The 16,254-nt window shown below is 46.7% G+C and carries 19 protein-coding genes; all 19 read right to left on the reverse strand.

The window, feature by feature from the left end:
• Positions 1-262 precede the first annotated feature (262 nt).
• Positions 263-1,279, reverse strand: a complete 1,017-nt coding sequence (spoIID, locus tag MHB78_RS22110; RefSeq protein WP_046130319.1) for a stage II sporulation protein D — start codon at positions 1,277-1,279, stop codon at positions 263-265.
• Between the two features lie 202 nt (positions 1,280-1,481).
• On the reverse strand, positions 1,482-2,789 hold the full coding sequence (murA, locus tag MHB78_RS22115; protein ID WP_046130318.1) for a UDP-N-acetylglucosamine 1-carboxyvinyltransferase: 1,308 nt from the start codon (positions 2,787-2,789) through the stop codon (positions 1,482-1,484).
• Positions 2,790-2,821: 32 nt separating this feature from the next.
• Positions 2,822-3,562, reverse strand: a complete 741-nt coding sequence (locus tag MHB78_RS22120; protein ID WP_046130356.1) for a YwmB family TATA-box binding protein — start codon at positions 3,560-3,562, stop codon at positions 2,822-2,824.
• A 145-nt stretch (positions 3,563-3,707) separates the two neighbouring features.
• A complete protein-coding gene (locus MHB78_RS22125) occupies positions 3,708-3,941 on the reverse strand; it encodes a DUF1146 family protein (RefSeq protein WP_046130317.1) in 234 nt (77 codons plus the stop codon).
• A gap of 328 nt (positions 3,942-4,269) precedes the next feature.
• Complete coding sequence (locus MHB78_RS22130; protein WP_046130316.1) at positions 4,270-4,665, reverse strand: F0F1 ATP synthase subunit epsilon; 396 nt, start codon at positions 4,663-4,665, stop codon at positions 4,270-4,272.
• A gap of 23 nt (positions 4,666-4,688) precedes the next feature.
• Positions 4,689-6,110: a F0F1 ATP synthase subunit beta gene (atpD, locus tag MHB78_RS22135; RefSeq protein ID WP_046130315.1), complete on the reverse strand. Its 1,422-nt coding sequence runs from the start codon at positions 6,108-6,110 to the stop codon at positions 4,689-4,691.
• A gap of 25 nt (positions 6,111-6,135) precedes the next feature.
• Positions 6,136-6,990: an ATP synthase F1 subunit gamma gene (gene atpG / locus MHB78_RS22140; RefSeq protein ID WP_046130314.1), complete on the reverse strand. Its 855-nt coding sequence runs from the start codon at positions 6,988-6,990 to the stop codon at positions 6,136-6,138.
• Between the two features lie 88 nt (positions 6,991-7,078).
• A complete protein-coding gene (gene atpA / locus MHB78_RS22145) occupies positions 7,079-8,587 on the reverse strand; it encodes a F0F1 ATP synthase subunit alpha (protein ID WP_046130313.1) in 1,509 nt (502 codons plus the stop codon).
• A 7-nt stretch (positions 8,588-8,594) separates the two neighbouring features.
• Entirely contained in the window at positions 8,595-9,149 is a 555-nt protein-coding gene (locus MHB78_RS22150; protein WP_046130312.1) for a F0F1 ATP synthase subunit delta, read from the reverse strand.
• On the reverse strand, positions 9,146-9,664 hold the full coding sequence (gene atpF / locus MHB78_RS22155; RefSeq protein ID WP_046130311.1) for a F0F1 ATP synthase subunit B: 519 nt from the start codon (positions 9,662-9,664) through the stop codon (positions 9,146-9,148). Before atpF ends, MHB78_RS22150 begins: the two co-directional genes overlap by 4 nt.
• Positions 9,665-9,826: 162 nt before the next feature.
• Positions 9,827-10,039: a F0F1 ATP synthase subunit C gene (atpE, locus tag MHB78_RS22160; protein ID WP_020453260.1), complete on the reverse strand. Its 213-nt coding sequence runs from the start codon at positions 10,037-10,039 to the stop codon at positions 9,827-9,829.
• Between the two features lie 48 nt (positions 10,040-10,087).
• On the reverse strand, positions 10,088-10,822 hold the full coding sequence (gene atpB, locus MHB78_RS22165) for a F0F1 ATP synthase subunit A (protein WP_046130310.1): 735 nt from the start codon (positions 10,820-10,822) through the stop codon (positions 10,088-10,090).
• 7 nt (positions 10,823-10,829) lie between these two features.
• Positions 10,830-11,213, reverse strand: coding sequence for an ATP synthase subunit I (locus MHB78_RS22170; protein WP_046130309.1), 384 nt, complete (start codon positions 11,211-11,213; stop codon positions 10,830-10,832).
• Positions 11,214-11,611: 398 nt separating this feature from the next.
• Positions 11,612-12,241, reverse strand: a complete 630-nt coding sequence (gene upp / locus MHB78_RS22175) for a uracil phosphoribosyltransferase (protein ID WP_046130308.1) — start codon at positions 12,239-12,241, stop codon at positions 11,612-11,614.
• Between the two features lie 149 nt (positions 12,242-12,390).
• Positions 12,391-13,638 carry a serine hydroxymethyltransferase gene (gene glyA / locus MHB78_RS22180; RefSeq protein ID WP_046130307.1) on the reverse strand — a complete coding sequence of 416 codons (1,248 nt, stop codon included), beginning with the start codon at positions 13,636-13,638 and terminating at the stop codon, positions 12,391-12,393.
• A 222-nt stretch (positions 13,639-13,860) separates the two neighbouring features.
• On the reverse strand, positions 13,861-14,403 hold the full coding sequence (locus MHB78_RS22185) for a TIGR01440 family protein (RefSeq protein ID WP_046130306.1): 543 nt from the start codon (positions 14,401-14,403) through the stop codon (positions 13,861-13,863).
• 15 nt (positions 14,404-14,418) lie between these two features.
• Complete coding sequence (gene rpiB, locus MHB78_RS22190) at positions 14,419-14,868, reverse strand: ribose 5-phosphate isomerase B (RefSeq protein ID WP_046130305.1); 450 nt, start codon at positions 14,866-14,868, stop codon at positions 14,419-14,421.
• A gap of 166 nt (positions 14,869-15,034) precedes the next feature.
• On the reverse strand, positions 15,035-15,487 hold the full coding sequence (locus MHB78_RS22195; protein WP_046130304.1) for a low molecular weight protein arginine phosphatase: 453 nt from the start codon (positions 15,485-15,487) through the stop codon (positions 15,035-15,037).
• Positions 15,488-15,629: 142 nt separating this feature from the next.
• Entirely contained in the window at positions 15,630-16,190 is a 561-nt protein-coding gene (locus tag MHB78_RS22200) for a manganese efflux pump MntP family protein (RefSeq protein ID WP_046130303.1), read from the reverse strand.
• Positions 16,191-16,254: the final 64 nt, after the last annotated feature.

Raw genomic sequence — 16,254 nt, forward strand, 5'->3', positions numbered from 1 at the left:
TTTCATTTTTAAGTCGTTAAACACTTATTATCGTAGAAGAACACCAGGGAGAAATAAATAGGGCATGCCTCCTCTTCACCGTTATTTACTTTTGCATATATGAAGCGCTTCAATTGGTCATTAACACCCGGCCCGCCGCTCGTCTGCATCGAATTAACGGTCTTTGGACGCTGTTCGGCAAGCCCTCTGGCACATTAATCTTGAAATATTTGTATCCTGATTTCGGGCGGATGAGCGTCATTGCGTTGACACATTTGGTAACCTATTTTTTTGCCGTATATTTGTTTAAAAACTCACCTGCGTTGGATACTGCTGTTCCTTTGTAATAATATTTGACGATGTCCTCTGCTTTTTTTCCGTCCTTCGCCATATAATGAGCCCCATATTGGCTCATTCCGACGCCGTGGCCGAATCCCCTCGTCGTGATGATGATTTGGTTTCCTTTCCTTTTCCAATCAAAATCGGCCGATTTCAGGTCAAGCTTTTCGCGAATATCCCTTCCATCCAGCTTCTTTCCGTTGATCACGGCCGTTGCCACGCGCTTTCCCGGAGTCCGCTTCGTTATATTTCCGACGTTTGCCGAACCATCGAGCGTAACGCCGAGCTTTGTCTCGAATTCAGCGACCGTAAAGGTTTTGTGATTTAAAAATTTGGGCGATTGTTTATCCCAGGCGCTTTTTACGCTTTTCAGATAAGGGATATCACTTGTCCAATAGGCTCCTGCATTTTCCGTGTAGCCGTTGCTCGTCGAAAAGAATGAAGCATCAATCGGTTTATGGTCATAGGTTAAAATTTTTCCTTGTGTACTGGCAACAGCTTGTGTCACTTTCTTGATTTTCCAGTCATAATCATCCTTCCAAATCCGGCGAAGCTCTGATTTGCTTTTATACACCTGAAACATTTGCGTATCATCGACAAGCGAACCTTTCGGAGATTGGACGGCTTGATCTGATACCATTTGCCTCACGATGTACGTGCGTGCTGCAAGCGCTTGTGCTTTCAAAGCTTCGATTTCAAAATCAGCCGGCATTTCAGAGGCGACGACCCCGATGACATACTCTTCAAGCGGGATATCTTCTACTTGGCGGTCAGCCGTTCTGTAGACCGGAATCGAAACGGGAGACTTTTTTAATGCCGCCGGCTCTTTTTCCTCCTTTATCCCGGTGTGTTTGGCGGTCTTTGGCGTCCCGGCTTCCCCGTGAAAAGGAAGAACAAGCAGCGTTGGTACGAGTAAAATCAGCATGCAAATCCCTGCTAGTACAATAAATAGCTGTTTCAAATTAGCTGCCCCCATTTCTGTTTTGTCTCTTTCATTTTATGGGCGGGGACAAGCTAATATGACAGTACTTTTTGGCTCTCTATATGTATGTAAACCGCGCTTTCGGTACATAATGATAGATATGGGAGACATATTGATATAGAATGATTGAACAATAAAACAAAAATCAGTATGTCTGCTCGACATACTGATTCATAAAATATTATGCATTAACATCTGATACAACTTCTTTATTTTCAAGATGAACTTCTTCATCATTAACGCGTTCAATATCAGCACCAAGGTTCGCGAGTTTTTGATGGAAGTTGACATATCCCCGATCCAAATGCTTTAACTCTGTAACGCGTGTATGTCCGTCAGCAACAAGACCGGCAAGAACCAGAGCCGCACCTGCACGCAAGTCTGTTGCGGCCACCTCTGCGCCTTGAAGCTGGACAGGACCGTTAATGATGACAGAACGCCCTTCAATTTTAATATCTCCGTTCATTCGGCGGAATTCTTCGGCATGCATGAAGCGGTTTTCGAATACGGTTTCCGTAATCATGCTCGTTCCGTTTGCACGCATTAAAAGGGCCATCATCTGCGACTGCATATCAGTCGGGAAGCCCGGATGCGGCATTGTCTTTAAATCGATCGGCTTTAATTCTGCCGGACCGATAATCCGAAGACCGTCTGCTTCTTCGATAATTTGAACGCCCATTTCTTCCATTTTCGCAATTAAAGATGTCAAATGCTCAGGAACAGCTCCCTGCACGAGAACATTCCCTTGCGTGATCGCAGCGGCTACCATGAAAGTTCCCGCTTCAATCCGGTCAGGGATAATGGTGTGCTTGGCGCCGTGGAGCGTTTTAACACCTTCAATTTTAATGGTGCCCGTACCGGCACCTCGGATTTTTCCACCCATTGCATTAATGTAATTGGCCAAGTCGACGATTTCAGGCTCTTTCGCAACGTTTTCAAGAGTCGTCGTGCCCTCAGCCAAAGAGGCAGCCATAATCAGGTTTTCGGTCGCTCCGACACTAGGGAAATCAAGGTAAATCTTAGCGCCCTGAAGGCGGCCTTCAACAGTTGCTTCAATAAAGCCGTTTCCGACCTTAATCTTAGCCCCCATTGCTTCAAAACCTTTCAGATGCTGGTCAATCGGTCTTGATCCGATCGCACATCCTCCAGGGAGTGCCACTCTAGAATGGCCTGTGCGAGCAAGAAGCGGACCCATTACCAATACAGATGCACGCATTTTCCGAACATATTCAAACGGAGCCTCAGTTGATAAAGCACGAGATGCATCAACTGTAACTGTATTATTTTCAAAATGAACATTTGCGCCTAAATGACGTAACACTTCGTTAATCGTATATACATCGGAGAGCGTAGGCACATCACATATTACGCTTTTTTCTTCACTGGCTAATAAAGATGCAGCGATTACTGGTAAAACGGCATTTTTTGCTCCTTCAACTTTGACTGTGCCGTTTAACTTTCGACCGCCGCGGACGATGATTTTTTCCAAGGTATTCCCCTCCGCGTCCCAATTTCTCTATATTAATATTCAGTCGTGACGATTGGTGTTCCAACCGTGACGGTAAGTTTTTCGCCCATTCCCGCGTTTCTAAGCGAGACTTGCAAATTCATTTGATGTTTTTTTGTTTTGATGGATTCCTTCCACTCGTTAGTAAAGGCAGAAACAGATACGAAATTTGGTTCGATTAAATCCTCAACTGACGTTGCGTTAAATTCTTTCAATAGCTCGTTTGCTTTTTTTTGCAAAACAACATCCATCATACCATTTAGATGGCCCTTTAGACAAGTAAAAACTGCGGTCTTTTCTCGCATTATATCGAATGCATCCCGTTCAAACTGCTCATATGTATCGTTCCAGTTTTCCCGTAGGCCCGCGCCTTTTTGCTCATATAATATATACGAAACAGGTTCCTCGTTTTTGAGGGTAGAGACCACATGTATTTTTGAGCGGACGCGATTTTTTGGGTCAGCATACATTCCAGTCGCTTTTACTGTGCCGTCTTCCCTTGTAAAAGTCCATTCATACTGTCGATATTGCTTCTTTAAATGTTGCACTTTTTCAAAAAATTCTTTTTCATTAAGCGAAAACTGTTTTTTTGTATGCAGCGTCCATTCTTCAAGAATAATATCGTGGCGGACCAACCCTTCGGCAAGCTGCTCAAGCGGTGTATTCCCCGCGGCATCAAGCGTTCTAAATACGTGAACGGCCAGAAATAAAATCACAATAAAAATGAGGGCGTTAACCGTTTGTTTATTTTTCATCACGCACCATCCTCTCCTACTCTCCATTTTTGACGGATCGAAGGAAAAGCATACGTGGAAAAACAAGGTCAGTCCCGCAAATTTGCCGATGGACTGACCGCGGTTTTATCCCACATTTGTCCATACTCAAATACCGATTGGCGAATTATAAAAATAAATTTTGCAGCTGTTTGGAATAATAAAGATAATCCAAGAAAAAGTTGCTGACCGTTGAGCCGATCGCTATCGTGAGCAAAATCATCAAGAGCCTCGCCTGCAGGATTTTTCCCTTCCTGATAAGCGGATCGATGTTGACCGCCAGAAGAGCCCACCAGGTCAATGCAATAAAAAAAAGATGAACGAAAATACTGACAGCAGCCTGTTGTCCGATCTCTTCCATTACTGATGACGCCTCCTTACGTTTTCTCTTCTGATGCGGAATAAGGATAAACGCTGATCATTGCAAATTATTTTATCAGTTTTAATGTTTGGTGTTAATACTAATGTGCATAGAACTTCTTTCCATATCCGGGAGGTCCCCTGTTTGAAGAATGACTGCGGAAAGTAGATTAGGTGAAAAGATAATCCCTCTCCAAAAAGGAAGAGAAAATAGCTTACTATTTTGATTATAGAGAGATTCAAATCAAAAAGTTGAACAATTTGTGAACTTTTTTCAACATTTCACATATAAAAGATCCTTCCCATGCAAATGGGAAGGATCAAAATCTTTATTTTGCAACTTCAAGTCGATTAATCGCTCGTTTTAAAGCAAGCTCAGCCCGAACGATGTCAATATCTGGAGAATGTTTTTGCAGACGTTCCTCTGCACGCCGTTTTGCGGCCAAGGCGCGTTCTTTGTCGATTTCTTCAGATGTTTCAGCCGTCTGTGCCAGAATGGTGACATGATCAGGGCGTACTTCCACTATTCCCCCGCTGACGGCAACCAGCTCAGTTTGACCGTCTTTTTTCAGACGGACTGCAGCAATTTTTAGCGGAGCAACCGTCGGAATATGGCCGGGCAAAATGCCCAGCTCACCGCTCTCTGCCCGAACGCTTACCATTTCTATGTCCGCATCGTATACTGGGCCGTCGGGAGTAACGATATTGACTTTTAAGGTCTTCATGCTTTTACCCTCCTAGGACCCGTTTAGACTTCTACACCCATTTCCTTCGCTTTTTCGACAACTTCTTCGATCCGGCCGACAAGGCGGAACGCATCCTCAGGAAGGTGGTCATACTTGCCTTCAAGGATTTCTTTGAAGCCTTTTACAGTTTCTTTGACAGGTACGTAAGAACCTTTTTGTCCAGTGAACTGTTCAGCTACGTGGAAGTTTTGCGACAGGAAGAATTGTACGCGGCGAGCACGGCTTACGACCAGCTTATCTTCATCAGACAACTCATCCATTCCGAGCATCGCGATGATATCCTGAAGCTCTTTGTAGCGCTGCAGGATTTGCTGAACGCTGCGCGCCACTTGATAGTGCTCTTCACCGACGATTTCAGGCGAAAGCGCACGGGAAGTGGATGCAAGCGGGTCAACCGCAGGATAAATCCCCATTTCCGACAGCTTACGCTCAAGGTTCGTCGTCGCATCCAAGTGAGCGAACGTCGTAGCCGGCGCCGGGTCAGTGTAGTCATCCGCAGGGACGTAAATCGCCTGAATCGACGTAACAGATCCGACATTAGTTGATGTGATCCGTTCCTGAAGCTGACCCATTTCGGTCGCAAGCGTCGGCTGATAACCAACTGCTGAAGGCATGCGGCCAAGCAAGGCGGATACTTCAGATCCTGCTTGTGTGAACCGGAAGATATTATCGATAAAGAACAATACGTCCTGGCCTTCTTTATCACGGAAATGCTCAGCCATAGTGAGTCCAGTAAGCGCAACGCGCATCCGTGCGCCAGGCGGCTCGTTCATCTGGCCGAAAACCATTGCCGTTTTATTGATAACACCGGAATCTTTCATTTCATAGTAAAGGTCATTACCTTCACGTGTACGCTCTCCAACGCCTGCAAACACTGAGATACCGCCGTGCTCTTGAGCGATGTTGTTGATAAGCTCCTGAATCAATACCGTTTTACCAACACCCGCACCGCCGAACAGGCCGATCTTTCCGCCTTTAATGTACGGAGCAAGCAAGTCGACAACTTTGATTCCCGTCTCTAAAATTTCAACCTCTGTTGACAGCTGATCAAATTCAGGCGCTTTTCTGTGGATCGGATCTTTCGGAGTATCAGCCGCGAGCGGCTCATCCAGATCGATTTTCTCTCCAAGCACGTTGAATACGCGTCCAAGCGTCGCGCTTCCTACAGGAACGGAGATCGGCTCTCCAAGATCGACGGCTTCCATTCCGCGCGTTACGCCGTCCGTAGATGCCATCGCAATCGTACGAACTGTATCATCGCCCAGATGCAGCGCTACTTCAAGCGTCAGTTCAACGTCTACTTCGTTTTCGTTTTGCGCTTTGTGTGAAATTTTAATCGCATTATATATTTCAGGTAAGTGACCGTCTTCAAAACGAACGTCAACGACCGGTCCCAATACCTGGCTAACGCGTCCTTTTTTCATCTCTATCCCTCCTGACAAACTTTTTCTATTCTAAGGCAGCTGCACCGCCGACAATTTCCGTAATTTCCTGCGTAATCGATGCCTGACGGGCACGGTTGTATGACAGTTCAAGGTCGGCGATAATCTCTTTTGCATTGTCTGTCGCATTTCTCATCGCCGTCATTCTCGCAGCATGTTCGCTCGCTTTGCTGTCAAGAAGCGCGCCAAAAATCAAGCTTTCCGCATACTGGGGAAGGAGCACTTCCAGAATCTCTTCTTCATCCGGTTCAAACTCAAATGACGTCTTTTTCTTGTTAGGCGCAATATCTGTCAAAGGCAGCAGCTTTTTCTCCGTTACCTCCTGGGAAATCGCGCTGACAAAATGGTTGTAGAACAAATACAGTTCATCAAAGGTTTCGTCAATAAACATTTGCACCGTGCTGTTCGCCAAATCTTTGATTTCTGAAAACGTCACTTCGTCCCTGATCCCTGTCATTTCAGAAATGACAGGAATTCCGCGCTTTTTAAAGAAATCACGGCCCATTCTTCCGACAGCGATGACCGCATACTCATCTTTGGATTGATGGCGTTCCTGAATCCTTTGATACGCCTTGCGGAGCACGTTTGCGTTAAACGCCCCCGCCAAGCCGCGGTCAGCTGTGATGACAAGGTATCCGGTCCGCTTCACCGGGCGGCTTGACATCATCGGGTGCCTGCCTGTGTATCCGATCGCTATATCGGCAACGACTTCCTGCATTTTTTCCATATAAGGAACAAACGATTTCGCTTTGTTTTCAGCCCTGTTCAGCTTTGAAGCAGAAACCATTTCCTGGGCTTTCGTAATTTGACTCATTTTTTTATTTGAAGCAATCCTGGATTTAATATCCCGTAATGAGGCCAAAAGGTTTCACCACCTTTTTGTTTTCAAATTCCTTCGCATTGACGTGAAAAAGAGAGAAAAAGATAGCCTTTTTCTCACTCTTTTTTGTTTAGTTGCTTGGCGCGAACGTGCGTTTAAAGCCTTCGATTGCACCCTTCATGTCCTCATCGGCAGGAAGGTTTCCTGTCTGCGCGATTGAATCGAGCAGATCTTTATGATTTTGGTCAAGATACATAAAGAGCTCTTCTTCAAAGCGTCTGATATCCTCAACAGGCACATCGTCAAGGAAGCCTCTTGTCAGAGCATAAAGAATCGCAACCTGCTTTTCAACGCGAAGCGGTTTGTGCAGATCCTGTTTAAGGACTTCAACCGTACGGGCTCCGCGATTCAGCTTCGCCTGTGTCGCTTTATCCAAATCTGAGCCGAATTGTGCGAATGCTTCAAGCTCACGGTATGATGCCAAATCAAGACGCAGCGTACCGGCAACTTTCTTCATCGCTTTGATTTGCGCGGATCCGCCGACACGGGATACAGACAATCCCGGGTTGACCGCAGGACGCACGCCAGAGAAGAACAAATCAGACTGCAGGAAGATTTGTCCGTCAGTGATTGAAATGACGTTTGTCGGAATGTACGCCGAAATGTCGCCTGCTTGCGTTTCAACGAACGGAAGTGCCGTCAAAGATCCTCCGCCTTTGGCGTCGCTCAGTTTTGCAGCGCGCTCAAGCAAACGGGAGTGAAGATAGAATACATCTCCAGGGAATGCTTCACGGCCAGGAGGACGGCGAAGAAGCAAGGACAGTTCACGATATGCGGTAGCCTGTTTTGAAAGGTCGTCATATACAACCAGCACGTGCTTGCCGTTGTACATGAATTCCTCTCCCATCGCAACCCCTGCGTACGGCGCAAGGTACAGTAAAGGAGCAGGCTGTGAAGCGGAAGCCGTCACAACGATCGTATAGTCAAGGGCGCCGTGTTTGCGAAGCGTTTCGACAACGCCGCGGACTGTTGATTCTTTCTGACCGATCGCGACATAGATACAAATCATATCCTGGTCTTTCTGATTCAGAATTGTGTCGATCGCAATCGACGTTTTACCCGTTTGACGGTCACCGATAATCAGCTCACGCTGGCCGCGGCCGATCGGAATTAAAGCATCGATTGATTTGATTCCCGTTTGAAGCGGCTCGTGTACGGATTTACGATCCATAACCCCCGGAGCCGGACTTTCAATCGGACGGGTTTTGCTCGTTAACACCGGACCGAGTCCGTCGACAGGCTGGCCTAGAGGATTGACGACGCGTCCAAGCAGCTCTTCGCCGACAGGGACTTCCATAATCCGGCCCGTTCTTTTCACTTCATCGCCTTCGCGGATGTCTTTGAAAGGTCCTAAAATAACGATACCTACGTTGGATTCTTCAAGGTTTTGGGCAAGGCCTAAAACTCCGTTTGAAAATTCAACAAGCTCACCTGACATACAGTTGTCAAGGCCGTGTACGCGTGCGATACCGTCACCAACCTGAATAACCGTACCTACGTCGTGAACTTCTATTTCAGACTGATAGTTTTCAATTTGCTGTTTTATGAGAGTGCTAATTTCTTCAGCTTTGATGCTCACTTAGGTTTCACCCCTTCTTTCGATTTTCACCTGCTAATTGGCGCTCTATGCGGGCAAGCTTTCCGCTTACGCTGCCGTCATAGATGCGGTTTCCAATGCGGATTTTCACTCCGCCTATCAGATCCGGGTCCACTTCGTTTTTCACGCGTAATGAAGCGGCTCCGGCTTTTTTTGCAAACACTTGGGAAAAAGAAAAAATTTCTTCTTCGCTGAGCGGTTTGACAGAATACACGACCGCGTCTTCTGTCTGGCGATGCCTGTTGGCCATTTTGACATATTCGTCGGCAAGATCCGGCACGATCGAAATGCGGCTTCTGTCAATCAAAAGGTACAGCGTGTTCAAGACTGCAGTCGAGGCAGACCCGAACGAATCTTTTAAGATTTGCTTTTTCTTTTCTGACGGCACTTTTGGATGGCTCAGCACGGCGATCAGTTTTTTATGCTCTGAAAACAGTTGTTTAACAACGGTCAGCTCTTCTTCTATTTCGTTCACAAGCTTGGACTCAAGCGCGATATCAAAAAGAGCGGCTGCATAGCGTTTTGAGACAGCTGATTGGCTCATCGGCTTTCTCCTACTTCTTTAAGATAATCCTGGATTAATTTTTCCTGAGCTTGTTCGTCCAGCTCTTTTTCGATTACTTTCGAAGCGATCATGACGGAAAGTGAAGCCACTTGTTCGCGCAGTGCGCTGACAGCCTGATCTCTTTCCTTGACGATCTCGCTTCTTGCGGATTCTTTCATGCGCTCCGCTTCCTGGCGCGCAGCCTTAATGATTTCTTCTTTTTGCTGCTCTCCCAGTTTTTTCGCATTTTCAATGAGCGAATGGGATTCTTCGCGTGCTTCCTTCAAAAGCGCCTGCTGCTCTTCAATGAGTTTTTTCGCTTCTTCATGCTTTTTCTCGGCAGACGTAATTTCGCCTGTGATGTAGTCTTCGCGTTCTTTCATTATATTTAACAGCGGTCCTAAAGCGTATTTCTTCAAGAGCGCTAATAAAATCAACATGGCAACAAGCTGGAACAGCATCGTTCCGGCGTTAAACCCAACTCCTGCTCCCATAACCTGTGGTATAAAAGACATCGAATACGGCAACTCCCTTCTTGCAGATTATCTCTCAAGACCGTTTGAAAAACCCCCCTCTATCAAAAGAGGGCTTCCTGCGGGCCGGACAGTTCAAGCAACCATAAAGCAATGGCGAAGGCCATAAGTGATCTTCGCCATTTACTAAAGATATCTAGGCTTTTAGCCGAAGAATGCTAGGAAGGCAATTACAACGGCGATAATCGGAAGGGCCTCAACCAATGCAACCCCGATGAACATAAGCGTTCTTAACTCTTTACCAGCTTCAGGCTGGCGAGCGATGCCTTCTACCGTACGTGATACGATCAAACCGTTACCAATACCTGCACCAAGTGCACCTAATCCAATTGCGATTGCAGCTGCTATTAAATTCATGAAAAAGTTCCTCCTTTAATTGTTATCCTTATCGGATATGTCTTATTTTTAATGTTCATGACTAACTTTGTGAGACATGTAAACCATTGTCAGCATCGTGAAAATGAATGCCTGGATTGTACCTACGAACAAGCTGAACGCCTGCCAAACGATCATCGGCACAACCGCGCCAACCGTTCCGACCAGTCCCAGGAAAATGTTTTGGGAATAGAAGTTAGTCGCCAGTCCCGCCAATAGGCCGAGCAAAATTTCGCCGGCAAAAATGTTACCGTAAAGACGCAATCCCAATGTTAATGTGTTCGCGAATTCTTCTATGATTTTCAGCGGAACCAAGTACGGAATCGGTCTGACGAAATCCAAAGCGTATTCCTTCAACCCTTTTCTCTTCACCCCGTAATAATGGGTCAGCGACACAACCATTACGGCAAGAGTTAATGTAACCGCAGGATCTGCTGTCGGCGATTTCCACCATAATTCATGGCCGACTGTAATGGAAAACGGCAGGCCGAGCATATTTGCAACAAATATGTACATTAAAAGCGTCACGCCGAGGGCGAGAAAGTCTCTGCCGATTTTAAGATCCATTGTACTGCCGATAATATTGCGCACAAAATCGACAATCCACTCCATGAAGTTCTGTGCTTTCCCGGGGCGGATCGCAAGTGTTCTTGTGGTCAGCACCGCTATCAGAAAGACGATGATGCTTGTTACGGTGATCATGAGAACGCTTGTTAAATCAAAGGTAAGGCCTAGAAACTCAACTGTTCTGGATTCGTGATTCAAAGGGTTTTCACCTCTCTTCCATTGATGAACGTTTTAGCTGGATAAAGGAATCTATCATAATGACAGGGTAAATTGTCATCAACCCCACAATGACGCCTGCCAAATGAATATACTCAGGAAATTTGAAAGCAATGGCCGCCGCTATGATGGCATTGCACAGTCTGGAGGCGGTCCCGAGAGAGCGGATCATTTTGCCCTTCGCCACTGCTTTGTCAAAGGCCTGCATCCTCTTGGTCAGCAGCCAGAGATTGAAATTGCCGAAAACAGCGCCGGTAATCAGGCCTAAAAAAACCGCCTGATATGGCAAAAATCCATAGCCTAACACGCAGACTGCTAAAATATATAACATATATTTCTGTTGCCTACGGAATGAAAGACTTGCATCGGTCATTAAATACGCTCCTGATGAAAAATTTTAATATATCTATCTATGATTACGGTAAACTAGGCGGTTGACCATTCGACAGAACAAAGCGTTCTGTTCAAGACTTCACACACCCTGAAATTGGTCGGGTGAAATTCAGTCTGTCGCCTGCCAATATGGGGTTTTCAAAGGATTTTAACAGAGGACTGGTCATTATGATAACCGCTATGAAAACCTTATCATAATAGCCTATTTTAGCATACAATAGCCCCCCTAAGGTGTCAATCTGTTTAAAGTTAAAAAACTTTTCATAATCAGGAAGCTTCTCACAAAATGTTCACAATTCCGCCTTATTTACCGCATACATGTTTAATTATGGAATAAAACACAAAAAAAGAAAACCCTTTTTCAGGATTTTCTTGTCTTTATTTCGTTCCGAACATCCGGTCTCCGGCATCGCCCAAGCCGGGAACGATATATCCTTTTTCATTTAATTTTTCATCGAGTGCAGCGATGTAAATATCGACGTCCGGATGGTGCTTCTGAACTTCATCAACGCCTTCCGGTGCTGCGATCAGGCACATAAAACGGATGTTTTTCGCACCGCGTTTCTTCAGGCTGTTCAGCGCTTCGACGGCCGAGCCACCGGTTGCAAGCATCGGATCAACAACGATGAATTCGCGTTCTTCGACATCAGACGGAAGCTTGACATAGTATTCAACAGGCTTTAGCGTTTCTGGATCTCGGTAAAGCCCCACATGACCGACCTTTGCCGCCGGGATCAGCTTCAAAATGCCGTCCACCATTCCAAGCCCTGCTCTGAGAATCGGAACAACGCCGAGTTTTTTACCGGCGATCACGTTTGATTTAGCTTTTTGAACAGGTGTTTCAACATCGACTTCTTGAAGAGGAAGATCGCGCGTTATTTCAAACGCCATCAGCGTTGCAACCTCGTCCACAAGCTCCCTGAACTCTTTCGTTCCGGTCTTTACATCGCGGATGTATGTAAGCTTATGCTGTATAAGCGGGTGGTCAAATACGTATACCTTTCCCATTTCCGTTTTCAGCTCCTTTTTGTTGTTTCCGAAAAAACGGTCATTTTTTCACACTTCTATTGATTCTACAAAAAAAAACAGCAGGTTTCAACTAAAATCGGCGCAAACACGGCAAAAAGCCGCCCATTTAAGGGGCGGCGGGATTCATCTTAGTAGTCCAATCCTGTATATAAAGGAAATTTGTCTGTCAGGGCTTTTACGCGGTTTTCCGCTTCTTCAAGCTTCGCCTTGTCATCATGGTTTTTCAGCGCGAGCGCGATAATCGCTCCCACTTCTTCGATCGCTTCAAGGTCAAAGCCGCGGCTTGTAACCGCTGCTGTACCGACGCGAATTCCGCTTGTGACAAAAGGCTTTTCCGGATCATACGGAATCGCGTTTTTGTTCACTGTTATTCCGACTTCATCAAGTACATTTTCGGCGATTTTGCCCGTAATGCCGAGAGAACGAAGGTCAACAAGCACAAGGTGGTTGTCGGTTCCGCCTGAAACAAGCTGAATGCCCTCTTTCGTCAATGTCTCCGCCAAGCGCTTGGCGTTGTTGATGACGTTTTGCGCATACGTTTTGAACTCGTCTTTCAAGGCTTCGCCAAAGGAAACAGCTTTCGCGGCGATCACGTGCATTAACGGTCCGCCTTGAATTCCAGGGAAGATCGCTTTATCAATCTGCTTTGCAAACTCTTCGCGGCATAAGATCATACCTCCGCGCGGGCCGCGCAGTGTTTTATGAGTCGTCGTCGTCACAAAATCGGCATAAGGAACAGGATTCGGGTGAAGACCCGCAGCAACGAGCCCAGCGATATGCGCCATGTCAACCATCACGTACGCTCCGATTTCATCGGCGATTTCGCGGAACTTTTTGAAGTCGATTGTGCGCGGATATGCACTCGCTCCGGCCACGATCAGCTTAGGCTTATGTTTGAGCGCTTTTTCACGGACATCTTCGTAATCAATGTATTGGGTTTCTTTATCAACGCCATACTCTACAAAGTTGTATTGAACACCGCTGAAGTTAACGGGGCTTCCGTGCGTCAAATGTCCGCCGTGGGCAAGATTCATTCCGAGCACCGTATCGCCGTGCTCCAAAATGGTGAAATATACGGCCATGTTTGCTTGTGCTCCTGAATGAGGCTGAACGTTGACATGCTCGGCACCGAAAATTTGCTTCGCGCGGTCGCGGGCGATGTCTTCCGCAACGTCTACATGTTCGCAGCCGCCGTAGTAACGCTTTCCGGGATACCCTTCTGCATATTTATTTGTTAAGACGGAGCCTTGCGCTTCCATGACCGCTTCGCTTACGAAGTTTTCTGAAGCAATCAGCTCAATCTTCGACTGTTGACGTTTCCGCTCATCCTGGATGGCGCGAAATACTTGTTCATCTTGCGCAGCTAAATGTTTCATCAGCGAGATCCTCTCCTATCTGTTTCCATTTCGTTAATTATACCATCTCATTGTACACGGTTTTTCATGCAAATGTAAGAGATTATTTTTAAAATTCGTTTTTTATTGTTCCGAAAACCGAATATTTAAAGATCACAAGAATAGTATAGTTCGACATATCGCTTGCAAAAACATTATTTCAAAAAAGAAAAAAGCCGGATGATCGGTACCCGGCAGCTTGCGTCATTCGGTTTCATAAACGGCCCGGGCTCCGCCAATCAGCTTGGGCCTTGTCCGCGCAAGCGTCACATGCGCCTCGCCGAGCGTCTTTTCGGAGACGCGGACGGGAACTGCGACAGGTTTTAAATGCATTCCGATGAACGTGTCGCCTATATCGATTCCCGCGTCGGCTTTTATCTCTTCAACAAGCACCGGCGCTTTCATTTTTCTGAACGCGTACGCGGCCATCGATCCCCCGGCCTTGGGAACAGGAACGGCAAAAACGGTCGGCAGGCGGAGGGCTCGGGCTGTTTCTTCTTCAACGACCAGCGCTCTGTTTAAATGTTCGCAGCATTGGAATGCAAGAACGGCGCCCGTTTTTTGCCGAAGCGCCTCAAGACCGCTGTAGATCGCAGCAGCTATCTCTTCGCTTCCTGACGTTCCGATGTGCTTGCCGGCCACCTCGCTTGTGCTGCATCCTATCACAACGACCTGGCCGGCTCGCAAGACCGCTTCTTTATGAAATTCTTCCAGAATAGAAGTCCACGTCTGTTCGAAATTTTTCATAAACGATGACACCCTTTATATATGCTTGTCTTCATATTCGGCGATTTTTCCGATGCGGACCGCATGACGACCCGCCGTAAATTCAGTCGTCAGCCAGACTTTTGCGATTTCCCTCGCCAATCCCGGGCCGATCACCCTTTCACCCATTGCCAGAACATTTGTGTCATTATGCTCTCTTGTCATTTTGGCGCTGAATACGTCATGAACAAGCGCGCAGCGGATGCCTTTGACTTTATTGGCCGAAATGCTCATCCCGATGCCCGTGCCGCAAATCAAAATCCCCCTGTCCGCTTCTCCGTTCGCCACTTTTTGGGCGACCGGAAACGCATAATCCGGGTAATCCACAGATCCTGAACCGCATTCACAGCCCAAATCTTCATATTCGATGTTCAGCTCTTCCATCAATGATACGATTTCTTTTCTAATATTGATCCCGCCGTGATCTGATGCAATGATTACTTTCATGGGATGATTCCTCCTCATTTTATGTGTCGCAAAGGATGCGAAAGACCGTTAAACAAGGCGGCCGCCGGGCGCTGAATGTTTGACACGTCTTTAATATGCGATGTTTGATTATGTCTTATTTTACTCTCTGCGGTCCGTTTTGCAACCGGGCCCGGCTCCGCTTCTTTCACCTTGCGTGTCCGGAAAGCTTATCAGCAAGCTGATGCAGCAAATGCTCAAGCTCATCCCTTGTTTTTTGATAATCGCTGAGGGATCCGCCGAACGGATCGGTGATGTCTCCGGTTTTCCCTTTGACATACTCTTTTAATGTAAAGATTTTGCCTTGATGGTTCGGATATTCCTGCTCCGCTAAATGCTTATGCTGCTCTGTCATCGTCAGAACGAGATCGGCCCATTCGACCTTTTCTTTGGAAAGCGGAGCTGACGAATGATTGAGCGCGATATTTTTTTCAAACAGAGCTTCGACCGCGTACAATGAAGCCTTGCCGTTTTCAGGAGCAAACAATCCGGCCGATTTGACGGAGACGTCCAGCTTTTTCCGGGAAGCCGCAGATTTAAAAAGCGCTTCAGCCATCGGGCTTCGGCACGTGTTTCCAGTACAGACAAATAGTATGTTCAATTTCGTTCACTCCTTTCCCTTATTATAATGGATTTAACCGAAAAATAATAAATTCCGCTTCAGAAATCAAAAAGAGGGGTTTCCCCCTCTTTGCCGACTTTATTATGTTATGGAAAAGCGAATGCATTCTTTCGCCTATTTTTTAAATGGGCAGCAAAAGCTTTAATCCAAAACTGAGCAAAATGGCACCGCCGAGCGCTTCGCTGTACGAGCCAAGCCACGCTTGAACTTGCTTTCCGAGCAAAAGCCCCGCCCATGTTAACACCATGCTGAACAAACCGAATAAACAGATCGTTAAAATCGGCCTTGTTCCGTAAAGGCCCAGACTGAGGCCGACTGAAAAGCTGTCAAGGCTGACGCCGACGGCAAAAATAAAGAGGCCGAAGCCGGAAGGAGAAACGATCCGCTCCTCTTTGTTACTGAAAGACGCGGCAATCATTTGAATGCCGAGCACCAAAAGGAGAGCCCCGCCGATATACCCTGCGAGCGCACCGAGCGCGCCTGACAGGAACTGCCCTGCCAGCATTCCGCCAAGCGGCATGATCAGATGGAACAATCCGATAATAACGCCGATGTGAAAGATTTGGCTTCTTCTCAGCCTGGCCATTCCCATTCCAAGTCCCACCGAAAAAGCATCCATGCCGAGTGCAAAGGCCATGATACTCAGCGTCAAAATTTCACCTATCAACACGTCAACATTCATGAGATTCCCCCTTGGACACGCCAGCTCTTCTAGCTTATGCACGTCCAATAAGGGATAGAACAAT

Origin of the sequence: Bacillus sp. FSL K6-0138 (genome assembly GCF_037982765.1) — a bacterium.
Lineage (GTDB): Bacteria > Bacillota > Bacilli > Bacillales > Bacillaceae > Bacillus > Bacillus glycinifermentans.